This is a genomic window from Streptomyces sp. NPDC057743, assembly GCF_042798755.1.
GTDB lineage: Bacteria > Actinomycetota > Actinomycetes > Streptomycetales > Streptomycetaceae > Streptomyces.
This window is the reverse complement of the sequence record NZ_JBHVJX010000003.1, coordinates 332,637-349,854: the sequence shown is the minus strand read 5'-3', so window position 1 is coordinate 349,854 and position 17,218 is coordinate 332,637. Positions and strand designations below refer to the sequence as shown.

Sequence of the window (17,218 nt, the reverse complement as noted above, 5' to 3'; positions counted from 1 at the left end):
GGGGACCGAGGGCGACGCCGGACCGGGTGCGGCGGCTGCCCCGCAGCCGGTGAGCGGCCCCGAACCGCCCTCCGACCGGGGACCACCGGCCCTATGCCGCGTCGCCAGGCACCGCGGACGATGCGGGCAGGGAGCGGGAGAACGGGACACTGGAACCAAGGCCGCATCGCGCGGCATACCTGCGGAGGGAGGCGCGGCCGTGCCCGGATTGCGTGATCTCCTCATGCGGTTCCGTCCGGTCAGCACGCCGGGAGCGGCGGCCGTCGGCGTACCCGCCGACCGTTCCGCGGAGCTGACCGCGGAACTGACGCCACCCCTGTCCCAGTTGGACGGCACGGCCGCCGAAGCCGACGCCATCCGCGCCGCCGCCCACCGCGCGGCCGACCGCATCCGTCAGGACGCCGCCCACCGCGCGGCCGACCTGGCGACCCGCGCGGCGGCGCACGCCGAGCGGGTGCGGGCGCAGGCCGCCGACCGGCAACAGGAGCGCGCCCGGCGGGCGGCGGCCGAGATCAGTGCCGAGGGCGAACGGGCCCGGGGTGCGCTGCGGCACCATGCCGCCGAACGCATTCCGTCCATGGCGGACCGGCTGACCGACGAGGTGCGTCGTCAACTGGGCCTGCCCGTACCGCGGGTGGGAGGACAGGGCGGTCCCGACGGACGGAGCGGCGATCCGTGAGCGCCGCATGGGTGGCCGGGGTGACCAGGGCGCGCGGGCTGCTGTCCCGGTCCCCGGGCGCGCCCGGAGCCCGGCAGGTCGCGACCGCCGGCACACTGGAGGAGGCGCTGCGCCGCCTGGCCCCCTTCCCGTACTGGCGAGGGCTGGATGCCGGAGTCTCCCTTCCGGCCGCCCAGCGCGCGGTGGCCGCCACCTTGCTCTGGCACCTGCGGGTGCTCGCCGGCTGGCTGCCGCACCGCGGGGTGGAGTGCCTGCGCCTGCTGGCCGCCGGCTTCGAGATCGTGAACATCGAGGCGCGGTTCCGGCAGCTGAGCAGCGGTGCGCAGGAGCCCTCCCCGTATGCCCTCGGCGCGCTCGCCACCGCCTGGCACCGGATCTCCCGCGCCACCGGCCCCGAGGAACTGCGGCCCCTGCTCGCCGCGTCGACGTGGCGGGACGCCGGCGGGACGGCGGCCGAACTGGCCGTCGGGCTGCGGCTGACCGCGGCCGCCCGGACCGCGGCACGGGTTCCGTGCGCGGCCCGGTGGTCGGCGGGCCGGGCGGCCATCCTGGTCGCCCGGGAACGGTTCGTGCACGGCCGGGAACTGCCCGCACGCGCCGGCCGACCAGCCGCCCAACTCCTGGGATCCGCCTACCGCGCGCCGGATTTCCGCGCGTACCAGCGACGATTGCCGAGCGCAGCCGGCTGGGCACTGCGCGGCATCGACGAACCGGCCGACCTCTGGCGGGCGGAAGGCCGCTGGTGGGGGGATATTGAACAGGACGGCCTGCAGATGGTGCGCCGTACGCGGTACGACGCGATCCCCGTCGTGGGCGCGGTCGCGGCGCTGTCCGCCGACGCGTGGCGCGTGCGCGCCGCGCTGGAACTCGCCGCGAACGGCGCCTCCTTGGAGGATTTCGATGGCTTCGGTTTCCTGGCCTGAGGCGCTCTTCCCCGTGCCGATGCAGCGGGTGGCCGTGCTCATGCCGCGGGCCACCGAGCGCGACGCGCTGCTGCGCCTTGCCGAGGCCGGCTGCGTGGACCTCGACCGGGTGACCGGCCCCCAGCAACCCGGCCCCACCCCGTACCAAGGGGCGCGGACGGGCGGTACGGAGCCGGCAGCGCGCAGCGATCTGCCGAACGACGAAGAGCAGTTGGCGGGCCTGCTGACCGACGCGGTCCGACGCGGGGACGTGGCGGCGCTCGCGGGCTGGTGCCCGCGCTCCGAGGTGCCGCGACTGCGCGCCGGGCTGGCCGGACTCGGCGGTGCGCTGGTGCCGATGGCGGCACCGCACGGCATCGATCCGCCGACCGCGCTGCGCCGCACCGGCCCGGTCCATGGCGCGGGCGCGTCGCTGGTCACCACCTACGGCACCCCGCCCTACGCCGACCTCGACCTTTCCTGGGGAGCAGCGGCCCTGTACGCCGTGATGTTCGGGATGATGTTCGGCGACGTGGGACACGGCGCGCTGCTGCTGCTCGGCGCCCTCGCCCTGGCTACACGGCGGCCGCGCCGTGTGGCCGCCTGGCACCGCGCCTGGCCGCTCGTGGCCGCCGCCGGCGCCCTGAGCATGGTGGCCGGACTGGCCTACGGGGAGTTCTTCGGGCCGACCGGGGTGCTGCCCGTCCTCTGGCTGAACCCCCTGCACCGGCCCGAACAACTGCTGGTGTCGGCGGTGTTGGTGGGCGCCGTCCTCTTGCTGGCCGCCTACGCCGCGGGCTGCGTGAACCGGTGGCGCGAGCGCGGCCCCACCGGCGCCGCGTACTCGCTGTCGGGGATCGCCGGGGCCGGACTCTTCCTCGGGCTCGCGGCCATGGCCGCGGGGATCGCCACCCGCGCGGTGTGGCCGGTCGCAGCGGGCGCCGCCCTCGCCACGATCGGCGCCGCACTGGCCGCGGCCGGCCTCTTCGCCGCCACCGACCGGGGCGCCGCCGGCCTGCTCCAGACCGGCGTGCAACTCTTCGACGGCATCATCCGCATCCTGTCCAACGCGGTGTCCTTCGCCCGCCTCGCCGCCTTCGGCCTCACCCACGCCGCACTCGGCGCGGTCGTCTGGGCGGGCACTGCGAGCCTGGCCCGACACGGTCCGGCGGGCCTCGCCGCGGCCCTCGTGGTGTTCGTGCTGGGCAACGCGCTCGTCTTCGCGCTGGAGGCGCTGGTGGCGGGCGTCCAGGCGCTCCGCCTTACGTACTTCGAGCTGTTCTCCCGGGTCTTCGAGAGCCAGGGCCGTCCCTTCCGGCCCTGGCGCCTGCCCGGCCGTCGTCCGGAGGCCGTGCCGTGATCACCTGGCTCGTCACGCTGCCCGCCATCGCCGCGATGTGGTGGGCGGTGCGCACGCTGTACCGCAGACGCGGCGGCAAGCGCACGCTGCGCTATGTCGTCGGCGCGAACCTGGCGCTGCTGGCGGGGGCGTTGGCGCTGCTGGTGGCGGCGCTGAGCGGAAGCGCGGCACAGGCCGCGTCGGCCGCCCCGGCCGGGGCGCCGCACGCCAACTCCGCCGCGCTGATCGGGGCCGCCATCGCCGTCGCGGGCGCCTCGATCGGCTCGGCGATCGCCGTCGCCTACACCGGGGCGGCGGCACTGGCCGCGCTCAGCGAGCGCCCGGAACTGTTCGGGCGGGCGATGGTCATCGTCGGCCTGGCCGAGGGCATCGCCATCTACGGCCTGGTGGTCGCCGTGTTGCTGATCGGCAAGGCATGAGCCATGGGCACCGTCGTCGCCATCGGTGAGCGGACGCGGACCGCGGGATTCGCCCTCGCCGGCGTGCGGGTCCGGCCCGCCGACGATCCGGAGCAAGTCCGCGCGCAATGGCGGGAGATGCCCCCGGACGTCGCCCTGGTGATCCTCACACCGACCGCCGCCGCGGCCCTGGGGCCCGAGGCCCTGGACGCACCCGAGCCCCTGACGGTGGTGATGCCACCATGACGCCGGCTCCCACCGCCACGGCCGACCCGCTCGCACCCGTGCGCACGGCGCTCCTGCGCGCCGCCGAGGCGGAGGCCGAGCGCCTGGTGGCCGAGGCGCGACGCGACGCCGCCACGACCCTGGCCGCCGCCCGGTCCGCCGCGGCCACGACCCTGCGCGAGGCACGTCACCGAGGCGAACGGGACGGCGCCCGGGCCGCGTCGGCGACTCTGGCCCGGGCCCGCCGCACCGCACGCGCCGGCCTCCTCGAAGCCCAGGCGGCGGCCTACGACGAGCTGCGCGAGGAGGTGCTGCGCCGGGCGCGGCAGTGTTGGCGCGAGGCGTCCCGGGCGGCCGTGCGCGAACGACTCACGGGGCTCGTACGCCAGGCACTGGGTCCGGAGGCCACCGTCACCGAGCACCCCCGGGGTGGGGTGGTCGGTACGGCCGACGGCCGGTGCGTGGACCTCAGTCTGGACGCCGTGGCCGGCCGCGTCCTGGACCAAGCCGGCGCCGAGGTCGAGCGGTTGTGGCGGAGCTGACCGCGGCGTGGCCCGTGCCCCGCCGGCCGGCAACCAGCCGCATCCGGCGGGTCGCCGGCCCGCTCGTCGAGGTGGAGAACACCGGCCGGATCGCCATGAACGACCTCGTGCTCCTGGGCGCGGCGGAGGTGCCGGCCGAGGTCGTCGCCGTCACCACCTCCCGCGTCACGGTGCAGGCGTACGAGTACACCGGCGGCCTGGCACCGGGGCACAGCTGTCGGCCCCTGGGCCGCCCACTGACCGCCCGCCTCTCCCCGGACCTGCTGGGCGGGGTCTTCGACGGCCTGCTCCGGCCGCTCGCAACCGCCGGCGACCGGCTCACGCCCGGTGCCGACACCAGCGCGGCGCCGGAACGCCGTTGGCAGTTCACCCCCCTCGTCACCGCGGGCGAAGTGGTGGACGAGGGCACCGTGATCGGAGAGGTGCACACGGGAAGCGGGCAGCGCACCCGCATCCTCGTGCCACCCGGCAGACGGGGCAGGGTCTCCCACCTGGCCACCGCAGGCGAGCAGCCCGAGGACGCGCCGCTGGCCGTCGTCGGCGGGACCGAGATCCGCGCGGTGAGCCGGTGGCCGGTGCGGCGGCCCCGCCCGGTCCGCGAACGTGCCCCGGCCCGCACCGCGTTGACCACCGGACAGCGGGTGATCGACCTGCTCTTCCCGGTGGCCCGCGGCAGCACCGTCGCGGTGCCCGGCGGCTTCGGCACGGGAAAGACCGTGCTGCTCCAGCAGATCGCCAAGTGGTGCGACGCGGACGTCATCGTCTACGTCGGCTGCGGCGAACGCGGCAACGAAATGGCCGACGTCATCGAGGAGTTCGCCGAGCTGACCGATCCGCGCACCGGGGGGCGCCTCGCCGACCGCACCGTGATCATCGCCAACACCTCCAACATGCCGATGATGGCCCGGGAAGCCAGCATCTACACCGGCGTCACCGTCGCCGAGTACTTCCGGGACATGGGCAACGACGTGGTAGTCATCGCCGATTCCACCTCCCGATGGGCCGAGGCGCTGCGGGAGTTCGCCTCGCGCACCGGCGAACTCCCCGCCGAGGAGGGCTACCCCGCCGGTCTGGCCTCCGCCCTCGCGGCCTTCTACGAACGGGCCGGGGCGGTGCTGACATTGGGCGCCGGCCCCGGCTCGGTGACCGTCATCGGCGCCGTCTCCCCACCCGGCGGCGACCTGGCCGAGCCGGTCACCGCACACACCGAACGCTGCGTCCGCGGCCGCTGGACGCTCGACCGCGAACTCGCCTATGCTCGCCACTACCCCGCGCTGTCCTGGGCCCAGTCGTTCTCCCGGGACGCCGCCGCCCTCACCGCGGCCGGCACCGACCGCGGCACCGCCGACCGCCGGGCCGCGGTGACCCAACTGCTGGCCGAGGCCGACCGGTTGGCGGACCTGGTCGACCTGGTCGGCATCGGTGCGCTGCCCCCGCAGGAACGGGTCAGCGTGCTGTCCGGCCGCCTGGTCCGCGAGGGCCTGCTCCAGCAGAGCGCCCTCTCGCCGCACGACGCCTACTGCGCCCCGGAGAAGACCGCGGCGCTCGCCGACGCGGTGCTCACCGTCGTCGAACGGTGCCGCACCCTGGTGGCCTCCGGGACCCCGCCGGAGGACGTCGAACGGGCCGACTTCACCGCCCTGTTGCGGGCCCGGGAGGAAGCGGGGCCCGACGATCCCACCACCGTGCGGGCCGCCCGCGACGCCACCCTCGCCGCCCTGGAGGGACTCCGGTGAACACCGAGCGGCCGCCCGTCACCTACACCTCGGCGCGGGAACTACGCGGGCCGCTCGTCGTGGTCGGCGGCGTCCGCGGGGTCGGCTGGGACGAGTTCGGCACCATCGCGCTCATGTCCGGAGAGCGACGACACGGCGTCGTCCTGGAGGTGCGCGACGACCTCGCGGTCGTCGAGGTGCTGGAGGGAACCGGCGGGATGGACCCGGCCGGACTGCGGGTGACGTTCACGGGCTCACCGCTCACGATCCCCGTCGGGGACGGATGGCTGGGCCGAACCTGCGACGGCAAGGGCGCACCACGCGACGGCGGACCACCGGTCTTCGGCCGACACCTCGCACCCGTGGAGGGCACGGCGATCAACCCGGCCCGGCGACGCCCGCCCGCCGAACCGGTGCTCACCGGCATCGCCGCCATCGACGCACTGAACACCCTGGTACGCGGCCAGAAGCTCCCCATCTTCTCCGTCGCCGGGCTGCCCCACCTCGAACTCGCGGTGCAGATCGCCGCCCAGGCCACCACGGCGGGCGAGCGGTTCAGCGTGGTCTTCGCCGGCATGGGCCTGACCCACGCCGACGCCTTCACCGTCCAAGACGGCCTGGCGGACCGGGCCGCCGCCGGCGAACTGTGCCTGCTGCTCAACACCGCCGACGACCCGGTGATCGAGCGCATCCTCACCCCCCGACTGGCGCTCACCGTCGCCGAGCACCTCGCCTTCGACGGCGGCCGACACGTCCTCGTCGTCATGACCGACATGACGTCCTACGCGGAGGCACTGCGCGAGGTCTCCGCGGCCCGCGGCGAGGTACCGGCCCGCCGGGCCTACCCCGGCTACCTCTACAGCGACCTCGCCTCGCTCTACGAACGCTGCGGACGCCTCGCCGACCGCCCCGGCTCGGTGACCGTCCTCCCCGTCCTGACCATGCCCGCCGGCGACATCACCCACCCCGTACCCGACCTCACCGGCTACATCACCGAAGGGCAGATCGTGCTCTCCCCGCAGATCCACGCCGAAGGGATCTACCCGCCCGTGGACGCGCTGTCCTCCCTCTCCCGCCTCATGCGCAAGGGCGCCGGCCCGGGCCGGACCCGCGCCGACCACCTGGACGTCGCAGCGCAGTTGACCGCCGCGCTCGCCCGCGCCCGGCAGGCCGCCGACCTCGCCGACCTGGCCGGCGAATCCGCCCTCAGCCCCGCCGACCGCAGCCACCTCGCCCTCTACCCGCCCTACTTGCATGACTTCCTGAACCAGGACACCGACCGCACCCTCACCCTGGACGAGTCCCTGGAACGCGCCTGGCGGGTCCTGCTGACCCTGCCGCCCAGCGAACTGGGCATGCTCCCCGCCGCGATGCTCACCGCCCGGCACCACGATGCCCCGTCCGGGACGCCGCCATGACCACGGCAGCGCCTTCCCCCGCCGGCCGGGCCGCCCGCCTACGCCTGCGCCGCCGCCTCGACACCGCGATCCGCGGCGCGGACCTGCTCGACCGACAACTCCACCTGCTGCGGGCCGAATTGGCGGAACTGCGGCGAGCCGAGACCCACGCCGGCGAGGAGTGGGAACAACGCGCGCACCGGGCCCGGACGTGGCTGCTGCGCGGCCTGCTGATCGGCGGGGAGGACGCCCTGCGGACCGCCTCCCTCGTCCCCGACGCGGACGTCACCGTGGAATGGGTGGACACCCTGGGCGTACGGCGCCCGGGCCGGACGTCCACGACCCCGGGAACCCCGGCCGCCTCCGACGCCCCTCCTGGGAACACGGCGCTGACCCACGCCCGTACCGCCCACGCCGCCGCGCTGGACGCCGCCGCCCGCTACGGTGCCGCCGCGGCGGCCGCCCGCGCGGTCGAGGCCCGAGCGCACCGCACCCTGACACGAGTCAGGGCGCTGCGCCGCCACCGCATCCCCCATCTCCAACAGCGCCTCACGGCCGTCGACCTCGCCCTGGAACAGGCCGAGCACGAAGACGCCGTCCGCCGCCGCTGGGCGGCACAGCAGACCGGACGCCACGTCGGAGGCTAGGACCTGTCCGATGGGCCATGGCCATGGCCATGGCCGGAACTATCCGGCCCCGACCCATCGGACAGGTCCCAGGCTCCCCTCGACGCGCGGTCACTCGTCACCCGCTCCCTGGGGCACGACCACCAGCGGCCCCGGGGCGAGCTGGGCGAGCGTGCGGCTGGTGGAGCCGAGCACCATCCCGCGGAACCCGCCCAGCCCCCGCGAACCGACCACGAGGCAGCGCGCGGCAGCGGCCAACTCCGCGAGTTGCACCGCAGGTTGTCCGATCGCGACCTCCTGCCGCGCGAGCACCTGTGGGTACTTCTCTCCCCACCCGGCGATGGCTTCCGAGACGTCGACCAGCGATCCGTGGGCGTCGGACGGCCACTCCCCGTGCCGTGGGCGCTGCACCTGCACGGCCACCAGGTCGGCCCGGCTCAGGTCCGCCTCCTCGAAGGCGAAGGCCACTGCTGGGGCGGAAGCCGCCGATCCGTCGACCCCCACCATGACCGGCCCGAGCGGGTCGCACCGCGCGGCGTCGCCCGGCACCAGCACGACCGGGCAGGGTGGGTGACCAACGAGGGACCGACCCACCGTGGTGAAGGTGACCGCCTCCATCGGGCCGCTCACCTGGTGCGAACCGAGCACCAGCAAAACGGCGCCCTCCGCGATCTCCCGCAGGACGGCGGTGGGACGACCGTCCTCCAGCCGGGTCGTCACGTTCAGGCCCGGCAGGCGCTCCGCCACCGCGTCCTTGAACTCCTGCAACAGGGTTCGCCCCGCGGCCCGGTAATGCGAGGCCCAAGCCTGGTCGGGCTCATCGCGCCGATCCTTGGGAGCAGCCCCGGAAGGCCACTCCTGGACGTGCACCAGGCACAGCTCCCGACCCCGCCGCGCCGCCGCGTCCGCGGCCCACTCCACCGCGCAGCGTGCCGTCGGGGAACGCGAGACGCCCGCCACCACCGGACCGCGCGGATCGTTGCTGCTCATCACGCTCCTCCTCCCGGACGCGGTCGAGACGCGCAACGTGCCCGACCGGAACCCTGCCTCCGCTCCCAGCGTGGCGTGCGGTACCGCAGAGCCGATAGGGCCGCTCGGCACCGACACCCCGCCGTACGGCCCGCCGGGCACGTGGCCGACCTGCGCCGATGCCGGAGGCGCGCTGAGGCCGGCCGCACCCCGACCCCCTGCTTCGGCGACATGGGTGGTGGTGCCGGCACCGAGTGGACGCGGGACGGCATGCTGCGCCGTCCGCGCTGCCTCGGCCTGCCGTCAACGGCGGGCGCGACGGGCGGTGTTGCTGCGGTGACGAAGCTGGTCGGAGTGGTGGGCGAGACGGTCGATGTGGGCGGCCAGGCTCGGATGGCTGCCGCGTAGATGTGGCTCAGCGTCGGTGAGGGGGGCAAGCAGCAGGGCCGCATCATCGTCGGCGAGGGCGAGGGTGAGCCGGCGGACGGGTGCCCGGGCGGTGTCCGGCAGGTCAGGCAGGGCGGCGATCTGGCCGGCGAGCTGGCGGAGTTCACCGGCGTTGTTCCGGGCCCAGGTGATCACCGCACGGTCGGCGGCGCGGCGATCGCGGGTGGCCTTGACGCGCTGCTCACCGGTGCTGTCGGCGGCCCCGGGGCGGAGCCGGAGATAGCGGCGTTCGGCTGCCTGGCGACTGGCCACGCCCAGCGGCGCGGCCAGATCGGCCCAACTCGCGCCGGCCGCCCGGGCCGACTCGATCAGGCCGGGCTCCCAGTCAGCGAGCTGGTGCCGCACCTCGCGGAGCAGGAGGAGCGCGGAAAGCGCCTGCTCGGGGCCGGGCACATCGTCGGCGGAGGGGTCGGTGGAGGGTGCGATGTGGGCGGCGCGCACGGCTTCGTCAATGGCGCGCAGGGCTGCCTCCGCGGTGAGGAAGGACGCAGGGGACAGGTCCCGGAACTGTTCATCGGCCTCCGTCACGAAGCCCTCCTTTCGTCGTCTACTGGACGACACATCGTTTGTCATCGTTTCGATGACATGCTACAACGGGATCAGGTGCAGCGCATTGGCAGGAGTTACTGCCCGTCTCACTGGAGGTGTTTCACGATGTTGATGCGCACTGACCCGTTCCGTGAACTCGACCGGCTCACCCAGCAGCTCATGGGCACGTCCGGCACATGGTCGCGGCCGGCCACGATGCCGATGGACGCCTACCGCGAGGGCGATGTCTATGTGATCGCGCTGGACATTCCCGGCGTGAGCGCCGATGCCATCGACATCGACGTCGAGCGGAACATGCTGACCGTCAAGGCCGAGCGCCGGCCGACGACCAAGGGCGAGAACGTTCAGGCAGAGCTTTCCGAGCGGCCGCTGGGAGTCTTCTCCCGCCAGTTGATGCTCGCCGACACCCTCGACACCGAGCGCATCGAGGCCGACTACGAGGCAGGGGTGCTGACTCTGCGCATTCCGATCGCGGAGCGCGCCAAGCCCCGCAAGATCACCATCGGCGGCTCGGCGCAGCCCCAGCAGATCAGCGAGTGACCTGCTGCAGTCTGCAGCGGTGGAGGCGGACGGGCCCGGCGCGTTCCGCCTCCCGCCTCCCGGAGGAGGGTGATCACGGTGGCCATCCAGTGGGAGAACTTCCTGGAGCGCGTCCAGGAACGGGGCGAGTACGACACCCGGCACGAGGCCGAACGCGCCGCCAGGGTCGTACTCGCTCTGCTCGGCGCTCATGTGGTCGGCGAGGAGCGGGTCGCGCTCGCCGCCAGCCTGCCCGAGACCTTCGCCCTCATTCTGCTCAACCCCCTGCCCGCGGCCGAACCGTTGGACCCCGAACGGTTTGTCCGGGCCGCCGCGGCCTGGATCGAGGGAGCCACTGAGGCAACCGCCAAGTGGGACGTCGGCGCCGTCCTGAGCGTGGTGGCCGAGGCGGCCGGCGAGGAACTCACCCGGCTGCTGCTGCTTCAACTACCAGTCGGCTACGACCTGTTGTTCGGCCGTCCCCAGCCAGCCTGATCCAGCCTGCGCCGGAACCACCGGCACCCCGTCCCGGCCTGTCGGCCACCGCCCCGCCGCGTCCCCAGCGGGGCGGGCCGACGTGCGCCACGTCGACTCGTCGCTCCGGCATGAAAGGAATGCCCCTGTCATGATCAACCAGCGCCACCCGGACCGCCCCGACGTCGCGATGACCTTCGACGCCCTCCTGGCCAAGGTCCGGTACGACGGCGCCTACCCCACCCAGGAACAGGCCCGGGAGGTCACCCTCCAGGTCCTGGCCGCCTTCGGCCGCCAACGCCGGCCCTGCTCGACCGGATCCTCGACCAACTCCCCGAGGGATACTCCCTGTTGTTCGGCCATCCCGAACTCCTGCCCCGGCAGCGGCCAGCAGCCTGAGCGGGGTCCGTCAACGCCGGCAGGAACTCGGACCGGAGCGAGGCCGATCGGGATGGGTGCTGGCACGACAGTCAGGCTCCGTGGCCTGGGTTTTCGCGCGGCCTCGGGCGGCGCGTCGGGTCGGTTGGACGGAGGTCAGTCGTCGTCGGCGATGAAGTCTGCCAGCGCGGTAGCGATCGCTTCGGGCTGCTCGTCGGGGATGAAGTGTCCGGCGTCGGGCACGACGATTCCGGTGGTGTTGTCGGCCCATGGGCTGAGGGAGGCGGCCATGTCCGGAACGGAGCCGTGGCTGCTGGAGATTCCGAGGACCGGCAGAGCCAGGTGTCGCCTCTTGAGCGCCTCGCGGTTCTTGCGTGCTGACTCCGCGGCGTCTCGGTAGTACGCCAGGGAAGCGCGCAGACCGCCGTCGACGGCGACGGCCGCCGCGTAGTGGTCGATCTCGGCGTCGTCGAACGTGTCGGGAGACAGGGCCTTCATCTTCAAAAACCAGCCGACGTACTCGCGTTCGCGGCCGGCAAGCAGCGTCTCGGGCAGGTCGGGCACGACATGGAACGCGAAATGCCAGGTTTTCCACGCGCGATCCGGGTCGGTGGGAATCGCCTCCGGGAGGGTGATGCCGGGGATCCCGGCGTCGAGCAGAGCGACCCCGCGCAGGTGGCTCTCGAAGGTGAGGGCGAGGGAGAAGGCGACCCAGGCGCCGACGTCGTGGGCGACCAGGGAGTAGGTCGACACTCCGAGAGCCTGCACGGCGGTGTGGACGTGCCCGGCGACCGCGTGCGTGTCGTAGCCGCGCTCCGGACGCTCGGAGTGGCCCTGTCCCGGCAGGTCGATCGCGATGACGCGGAACCGGTGGGTGAGGCTGGGCATCACCTTTCGCCAGGCCCACCAGGTTTGCGGGAATCCGGCGAGCAGGACGACGGTCGGGCCGCTCGGCCGTCCGCCTTCGACGGCATGAAGGCGGACGCCGTCCGCGTCGACCCAGCGGTGAGTGAATCCGGCCAGCTGCTGCAGCGGCAGGTCGCGGATGGGGTTGCTTTCGGAGCCATGCGGAGTGCTGGTTGCTGGGCTGGTCACGGGGACCCTCCATCGGTGCCGGGTATGCGGTTGGGACGGGTGGCTGACGGCGCTGGCTGGGGTCACGGGGGAGGTGTCTCGCGCGGTCGCGAAGTGCGCAACGTGCCTGGCCCGGCCACACTTGAAGGTTACACATCTTGAACTGATTGGTTCAAGATAAGATGGTGCGCAACACGGTCCGCACCCATCGACGCATCGGCAAGGAAGTGCCGCGTGGCAGGCAAGAAGCAGTTCGACATGGACGCGGCGCTCGACGCCGCGATGATCCAGTTCTGGCGCGACGGCTACGCCGACACCTCGTTGGACGACGTGTCGCGGGCAACCGGCCTGAACCGCAGTTCCCTCTGCTCCTCTTTCGGCGACAAGGAGACGCTCTTCCTGCGCTGCCTGGACCTCTACGCCACGCGCTACGGCGAGAAGTACGACGCCGCCCTCTCGCGTGCAGCCTCGGAACCCGTTGCCGCGATGCGTGCGTTCTTCGACGTGACCCTCCAGCGCATCGCCGATCCCGAACTACCCGACGGATGCCTGATGGCCCAGTCGGCCATGGCAATCCCCGTACTGAGCCCGCGCGTTGCGGCGCACGCCAAGCAGGCGCTCGGCCTTCAGCGCCTGCGCCTGCGCACCGCGCTGAAGGCCGGCCGGCTGACCGACCGAGACGCCGAAGCCTTCGCCGTACACGCGGCGGCCGTGAACCAGTCGCTCGCCGTCATGAGCAGGGCCGGGGCGAGCCCGGCGCAGCTCCTGGCTATCGTCGGCGTGACCGTGGACGCGCTGGCGCAGGCGTCGCGCGCGTAACGCATCTGATGCGGCCGTGGGTTCGTCGACGCTGGCCCAGTTGGAGCGCGGGCAGGGCAATCTACGCATCGGGCTCGCACGGCGAGGGGGTGCTGGAGTATCTCATCGTGCACGAGGGGGAAATGCTCGTCGGCCCCCACGACCGGCAAGTGCACCTGAACGCAGGCGACTTCGTCTCGTTCACCGCGGACGGTCCTCACTCCTACGAGAGCCTGCACGGCGACACCCGCGCGACCCTCGTCGTGATCTACCCGGCCCGAGTGCCCGACTGCCGCTGACCCGCACGTCCCGCAATCGAGAAGCGCACCCTCCGTACGACTGGAGTACCTGTGACGACAGCCCTGGACCGTGTCCGCGCGGCTCTGGCCCTGCACGGCCACCCCGGTGGCATTACCGAGCTGCCCAGCGCGGTCCCCACCGCGGCCGCCGCCGCCGAGCAACTGGCCTGCCCGGTCGGCGCCATCGCCAACAGCCTCGTCTTCGAGGCTGACGGGACGCCTCTGCTCATCGTGGCCAGCGGCGGCCACCGGGTGGACCCGAAGAAGGCCGCGAGCCACGTCGGGGTGCACAAAGTACGGCGCGCCACACCGGAGTTCGTCCTTGAGGCCACGGGAAAGGAGGTGGGGCGGAGTGGCTCCCATCGGCCATCCCGTGCCGCTGCGGACCCTGGTGGACACCACGCTGGCCGACTATCTGCAGGTGTGGGCCGGCGCCGGGCTGCCGCACACCATGTTCCGCACCACCTTCGAGGAACTGGTCACCCTGACGGGGGGTGAGGCCGTTGCCGTAGGCAGCTGACCGAGCCAGGTCGGCACTGCTCGCGCCCGGCGCCCGGTCGGTGGCAGCCGGGGCCGTCGTACGGGCCGCCTCACCGGCCGCGCGGGGGGAGCGCGATCTGCTCGGCGAACGTGCTGGGGGAGAGGGCGGGAAGCGCTGTGCGCGCCGCGCTGGTTGTCCGGGCGCCCGAGCGGCTTCGAGGCCGGCGGGAGCGTCCCGGGCTGGGGTGGCTGTGGGTCGTGTGTCGCTCCCGCGAACGTTGACTCCCGAGCGGCGTGGCATGAGCATGGTGCTTCGGTGGGCCAATCGGCCTGGTGAGTCGGTGAGTTGGATTCCGGAGGATTGGGTCGGATTCCGGGGGAGGGGCGGAGGGTGCCGCCTCCCCGGGCTCCTGGAACCCGGTGAGGATCGCCTGTGACGGGTCATGATCCCGGCAATCCTGGAGATCCCGGGGCGCGGCAGGACATGGCGCGCGCCGCCCGTCTGCACCTCGCGGACGGTGGCAGCGTCGTCCTGCACGGGCCCACCGGCATCGGCACCTCGCACATCCTGGGCGGCCTCGTCGACGCCGCCCGCGCCCGCGCCGAGACCGTGCTGTATGCCCAACCAGGCGCATCCGAGGGCGAGTTGACATACGCCACGCTCGCCGATCTGCTCGACCCGCTAGCCGACGACGAGTTGGCGCGGCTGTCCGCGCCGCAACGGTCCGCGCTGCGCGCCGTGTTGCGCCGTGAGTCCCCCGCGGCGGAGGTGCCGGATCCGCTCGCCCTCCGGCTGGGAACCCTCGCGTTGCTCCGCGGACTGGCCCGCGGCGGCCCGGTGCTCCTCGCCGTCGACGGCGCGCACTGGGTGGACCGCCCGAGCGCCGAAATTCTCCGGTACGTCGCGCGCCGCCTGCGTGCGTCCGGGGTGCGGGTCCTCACGGCGGAAACCTCCGCGCGCGGGCAGGGGGCGTTGGCGGGCGCGGCCTTCTGTCCCGACCCCGTACGGGAATTCGAGGTGCCGGCGGCGGGCCTGTCGGAACTGCGGGAGATGCTGGGAGACCGGGACGGCCCCGCGTTGCCCGGATGGTTGGTCCGCCGGGTGCACGAGGCGTGCTCGGGGAATCCCGGCGAAGCACTGGAGGTCGTGCGGGAGTTGGATCGCCAGGCCCAACTCCCCTCACGGGACCGGCCGTTGCCGGTTCCGGCCCGGATGCGCCGCGAGCTCGCCAAGAGACTGGCAGGCATCGGGGCCGACGGTCGAGAGGTGCTGTTGACGGCCGCCTGCACCCCGCGGTTCACCACCGGCCTGTTGCGTTGCGCCGCCAGCGCAGGCACCGCGCGGCCCGCGCCCGGCAGTGGGCCGGCCGGCGACACGACTCTCCCGTCGGGCGGCCGTCCCGCGGGGTGGCTCGACGGGGACCCGGTGGCCCGCACGGTCGAGCACGCCCTCGCCGCCGGTGTGCTCGTCGCGGACGAGGACGGCAGCGGCCTCAGGTTCGCCCACCCGTTGTTCGCCTGTGCCGTGTACGCCCGCGGCACGGCGGCCGAACGGCGGGCCGCACACGGACGGTTGGGGGCGGTGACCACCGACCGTGCCGAGCGCGCCCGCCACCTGGCACTGGCCGGTACGGAACCCGATGAGGAGGTGGCTGCCTTCGTGGCCGACGCCGCCGAAGAGGCCGCCAGGCACGGCGCACCCGAGACGGCCGCCGCCCTGGCCCGCCTCGCCGCAGCACGTACCCCGGCGCGGTTCGCCGGCCGTCGCTGCGCACGCCTGCTGGCCGGCGCCGGACACGCGTACGCGGCGGGTGACCACGAACTGTGCCGCGAACTGGCCCTGGGCGCTGCGGCGGACGCCGACACCCCGGGCCGTCACGTACGCGCCCGCATCCTCCTGATCACCGCGGCCGACCAGGCACTGTCGGGCCTGGACGAGGTCTTCGCGGAAGCCTTCGCACACGCCGGTGGCGCACCCCGGGACCGGGCCCGCTTGCACTATCTGCGCGCCTGCAAGGCCCATATCGCCGACGGGGACGCGGCCGTCACCTGGGCGGAGGCCGACCGGGCCGCGTCCTGGGCGCGGCGCGCCGGCGACCGCTGGACCGAGGTGTTGGCCCTGGCGCTCCAGGCGTTCGTCGGGACGCTATTGGGCCGCACCGACGCCCCCGAACCGCTGGCCCGCGCCCTGGCACTGCCGCAGGACATCAGTTGGTTCGGCAGCCACAACGGGCCCCGGGCGATCAAGGCCAGGCTGGACTTCTTCGCCGACCGGCTCGCCGAAGCGGGCGCCGAACTGGACGCGTTGCTGCTCCGGGCCAAGGCGTCGGGCGACGCCGAGGGCAGGATCTTCCTGCTGTGCGCGGCCGTCGACGTGGAGGTGCGGGCCGGTCGCTGCGGACGGGCGATGGCCCTCGCGCGCGAAGCGCTCGGCCGGGCCCGCGAGTTGGGCGCGCACCTCGGGCAGGCATGCTACTCGGCGGCCGTCGCCGAGGCCGCGGGCGGCGACCTGAACCGGGCCGCGGCATTGGCGCAGGAGAGCATCCGGGTGGCGGACGCCGAGCAGGACCTCATCTATCTCCCGCTCGCGCTCTGCCTGTTGGGGCAGGTCCGGATGCGGGCCGGGGATGCCTGGGCGGCCGTGGACTGCCTGGGCCGGGCGCGCTCCATCGCCCGTCGCCGCGGCATCGTCGATCCCGTCCCGGTGCCGTGGTCGTCGGACCTCGCCGAGGCGCTCATCGCGGTCGGCGAGCACGACCGGGCCGCCGCGGTCATTGACGAGGTACGCGACACCGCACTCCGACTGGGGCGGGCCGGCGCCGCCATGTCACTGCTGCGGGCCGAGGCGCTGCTGCGCGCCGGGTCCGGCGATCTGGCCGGGGCGGTGTCGGCGCTGGGGGAGGCGGCCGAGCGCCACCAGAGTCTGGGGCTGCCCCTGGAACACGGCCGCGATCTGCTGGCGTTGGGCTCCGTGGAGCGGCGCCGGCGGCACGTCACGGCGGCCCTGACCTGCTGGCAGGACGCGGCGGCCGGGTTCGAGCGGGCCGAGGCGCACCCCTGGCACGATGCGGCCCGTGCCGAGCTGCACCGGTTCACGGGCAGCGCGGAGGCGGCCGGCAGTGGCGCGGTTCCGACGGAGTGGTGGCGGGCGCTGACGCCGGCCGAGCGGCGGGTGGCGCAGCTGGCCGGCGACGGCGCCACCAACCGTGAGATCGCCGCCCAACTGTTCCTGTCGGCGAAGACGATCGAGTCCACGCTCACCCGCGTCTACCGCAAGCTGGGCATCCGCTCGCGCGCCGAGCTGATCGGACTGCGCCGGCACACCGCACGCGCACCGGAGATCGCCCCTATGCGGTGAACGCCCTACTGCGGAGCGGCCCCACCGCG

Annotated in this window: 18 protein-coding genes and 1 pseudogene; 16 read left to right on the top strand and 3 right to left on the bottom strand. The window is 73.9% G+C overall.

The window, feature by feature from the left end:
• Positions 1 to 199 precede the first annotated feature (199 nt).
• Genes ACFVFQ_RS05285 through ACFVFQ_RS05245 form a run of 9 tightly spaced genes read left to right on the top strand, consistent with a single transcriptional unit; the run spans position 200 to position 7,865 of the window.
• Positions 200 to 679 carry a hypothetical protein gene (locus tag ACFVFQ_RS05285; RefSeq protein ID WP_383408942.1) on the top strand — a complete coding sequence of 160 codons (480 nt, stop codon included), beginning with the start codon at positions 200 to 202 and terminating at the stop codon, positions 677 to 679.
• A complete protein-coding gene (locus tag ACFVFQ_RS05280) occupies positions 676 to 1,602 on the top strand; it encodes a hypothetical protein (RefSeq protein ID WP_383408941.1) in 927 nt (308 codons plus the stop codon). The genes ACFVFQ_RS05285 and ACFVFQ_RS05280 overlap by 4 nt, the downstream gene beginning before the upstream one ends.
• Positions 1,580 to 2,941, top strand: coding sequence for a V-type ATPase 116kDa subunit family protein (locus tag ACFVFQ_RS05275; protein WP_383408937.1), 1,362 nt, complete (start codon positions 1,580 to 1,582; stop codon positions 2,939 to 2,941). The genes ACFVFQ_RS05280 and ACFVFQ_RS05275 overlap by 23 nt, the downstream gene beginning before the upstream one ends.
• On the top strand, positions 2,938 to 3,360 hold the full coding sequence (locus ACFVFQ_RS05270) for an ATP synthase subunit C (protein WP_383408934.1): 423 nt from the start codon (positions 2,938 to 2,940) through the stop codon (positions 3,358 to 3,360). The genes ACFVFQ_RS05275 and ACFVFQ_RS05270 overlap by 4 nt, the downstream gene beginning before the upstream one ends.
• Before the next feature lie 3 nt (positions 3,361 to 3,363).
• Positions 3,364 to 3,585: a V-type ATP synthase subunit F gene (locus tag ACFVFQ_RS05265; RefSeq protein ID WP_383408931.1), complete on the top strand. Its 222-nt coding sequence runs from the start codon at positions 3,364 to 3,366 to the stop codon at positions 3,583 to 3,585.
• Complete coding sequence (locus tag ACFVFQ_RS05260; protein ID WP_383408928.1) at positions 3,582 to 4,106, top strand: hypothetical protein; 525 nt, start codon at positions 3,582 to 3,584, stop codon at positions 4,104 to 4,106. The genes ACFVFQ_RS05265 and ACFVFQ_RS05260 overlap by 4 nt, the downstream gene beginning before the upstream one ends.
• Positions 4,094 to 5,842 (top strand): V-type ATP synthase subunit A, encoded by a 1,749-nt coding sequence (locus tag ACFVFQ_RS05255; RefSeq protein WP_383408925.1) that lies wholly within the window; start codon positions 4,094 to 4,096, stop codon positions 5,840 to 5,842. Before ACFVFQ_RS05260 ends, ACFVFQ_RS05255 begins: the two co-directional genes overlap by 13 nt.
• The gene (locus ACFVFQ_RS05250; protein ID WP_383408922.1) at positions 5,839 to 7,239 is read left to right on the top strand and encodes a V-type ATP synthase subunit B; all 1,401 of its coding nucleotides are present in this window, start codon (positions 5,839 to 5,841) and stop codon (positions 7,237 to 7,239) included. Before ACFVFQ_RS05255 ends, ACFVFQ_RS05250 begins: the two co-directional genes overlap by 4 nt.
• Positions 7,236 to 7,865, top strand: a complete 630-nt coding sequence (locus ACFVFQ_RS05245; protein WP_383408919.1) for a V-type ATP synthase subunit D — start codon at positions 7,236 to 7,238, stop codon at positions 7,863 to 7,865. Before ACFVFQ_RS05250 ends, ACFVFQ_RS05245 begins: the two co-directional genes overlap by 4 nt.
• Before the next feature lie 90 nt (positions 7,866 to 7,955).
• Here ACFVFQ_RS05245 and ACFVFQ_RS05240 read toward each other — a convergent pair whose 3' ends face one another.
• Positions 7,956 to 8,834 carry a universal stress protein gene (locus ACFVFQ_RS05240; RefSeq protein WP_383408916.1) on the bottom strand — a complete coding sequence of 293 codons (879 nt, stop codon included), beginning with the start codon at positions 8,832 to 8,834 and terminating at the stop codon, positions 7,956 to 7,958.
• 282 nt (positions 8,835 to 9,116) lie between these two features.
• On the bottom strand, positions 9,117 to 9,788 hold the full coding sequence (locus ACFVFQ_RS05235) for a type III effector protein (RefSeq protein WP_383408913.1): 672 nt from the start codon (positions 9,786 to 9,788) through the stop codon (positions 9,117 to 9,119).
• 126 nt (positions 9,789 to 9,914) lie between these two features.
• Between ACFVFQ_RS05235 and ACFVFQ_RS05230 the strand changes: the two genes are divergently transcribed.
• Positions 9,915 to 10,349, top strand: coding sequence for an Hsp20/alpha crystallin family protein (locus ACFVFQ_RS05230; protein ID WP_383408911.1), 435 nt, complete (start codon positions 9,915 to 9,917; stop codon positions 10,347 to 10,349).
• 84 nt (positions 10,350 to 10,433) lie between these two features.
• A complete protein-coding gene (locus ACFVFQ_RS05225) occupies positions 10,434 to 10,823 on the top strand; it encodes a DUF2267 domain-containing protein (RefSeq protein ID WP_383408974.1) in 390 nt (129 codons plus the stop codon).
• 513 nt (positions 10,824 to 11,336) lie between these two features.
• Here the strand turns inward: ACFVFQ_RS05225 and ACFVFQ_RS05220 are convergent.
• The gene (locus ACFVFQ_RS05220; RefSeq protein ID WP_383408908.1) at positions 11,337 to 12,275 is read right to left on the bottom strand and encodes an alpha/beta fold hydrolase; all 939 of its coding nucleotides are present in this window, start codon (positions 12,273 to 12,275) and stop codon (positions 11,337 to 11,339) included.
• 213 nt (positions 12,276 to 12,488) lie between these two features.
• On the opposite strand from ACFVFQ_RS05220, the gene ACFVFQ_RS05215 reads away from it, so the two are divergent.
• From ACFVFQ_RS05215 to ACFVFQ_RS05195, 5 genes and pseudogenes are all read left to right on the top strand, one after another.
• Positions 12,489 to 13,073, top strand: coding sequence for a TetR/AcrR family transcriptional regulator (locus tag ACFVFQ_RS05215; protein ID WP_383408905.1), 585 nt, complete (start codon positions 12,489 to 12,491; stop codon positions 13,071 to 13,073).
• 89 nt (positions 13,074 to 13,162) lie between these two features.
• Complete coding sequence (locus ACFVFQ_RS05210; protein ID WP_383408902.1) at positions 13,163 to 13,351, top strand: cupin domain-containing protein; 189 nt, start codon at positions 13,163 to 13,165, stop codon at positions 13,349 to 13,351.
• Between the two features lie 51 nt (positions 13,352 to 13,402).
• Positions 13,403 to 13,639: pseudogene (locus ACFVFQ_RS05205) on the top strand (YbaK/EbsC family protein); the annotation flags it as partial.
• A 64-nt stretch (positions 13,640 to 13,703) separates the two neighbouring features.
• Complete coding sequence (locus ACFVFQ_RS05200; RefSeq protein ID WP_383408977.1) at positions 13,704 to 13,871, top strand: hypothetical protein; 168 nt, start codon at positions 13,704 to 13,706, stop codon at positions 13,869 to 13,871.
• A 393-nt stretch (positions 13,872 to 14,264) separates the two neighbouring features.
• Complete coding sequence (locus tag ACFVFQ_RS05195; RefSeq protein WP_383408899.1) at positions 14,265 to 17,189, top strand: LuxR C-terminal-related transcriptional regulator; 2,925 nt, start codon at positions 14,265 to 14,267, stop codon at positions 17,187 to 17,189.
• The last annotated feature ends 29 nt before the right edge of the window (positions 17,190 to 17,218 follow it).

Bases quoted from the DNA above. Each gene is read 5' to 3' on its own strand.
- ACFVFQ_RS05260 (WP_383408928.1), top strand. From the start codon at position 3,582: ATGACGCCGGCTCCCACCGCCACGGCCGACCCGCTCGCACCCGTGCGC.
- ACFVFQ_RS05265 (WP_383408931.1), top strand. From the start codon at position 3,364: ATGGGCACCGTCGTCGCCATCGGTGAGCGGACGCGGACCGCGGGATTC.
- ACFVFQ_RS05240 (WP_383408916.1), bottom strand. From the start codon at position 8,834: ATGAGCAGCAACGATCCGCGCGGTCCGGTGGTGGCGGGCGTCTCGCGT.
- ACFVFQ_RS05245 (WP_383408919.1), top strand. From the start codon at position 7,236: ATGACCACGGCAGCGCCTTCCCCCGCCGGCCGGGCCGCCCGCCTACGC.
- ACFVFQ_RS05275 (WP_383408937.1), top strand. From the start codon at position 1,580: ATGGCTTCGGTTTCCTGGCCTGAGGCGCTCTTCCCCGTGCCGATGCAG.
- ACFVFQ_RS05230 (WP_383408911.1), top strand. From the start codon at position 9,915: ATGTTGATGCGCACTGACCCGTTCCGTGAACTCGACCGGCTCACCCAG.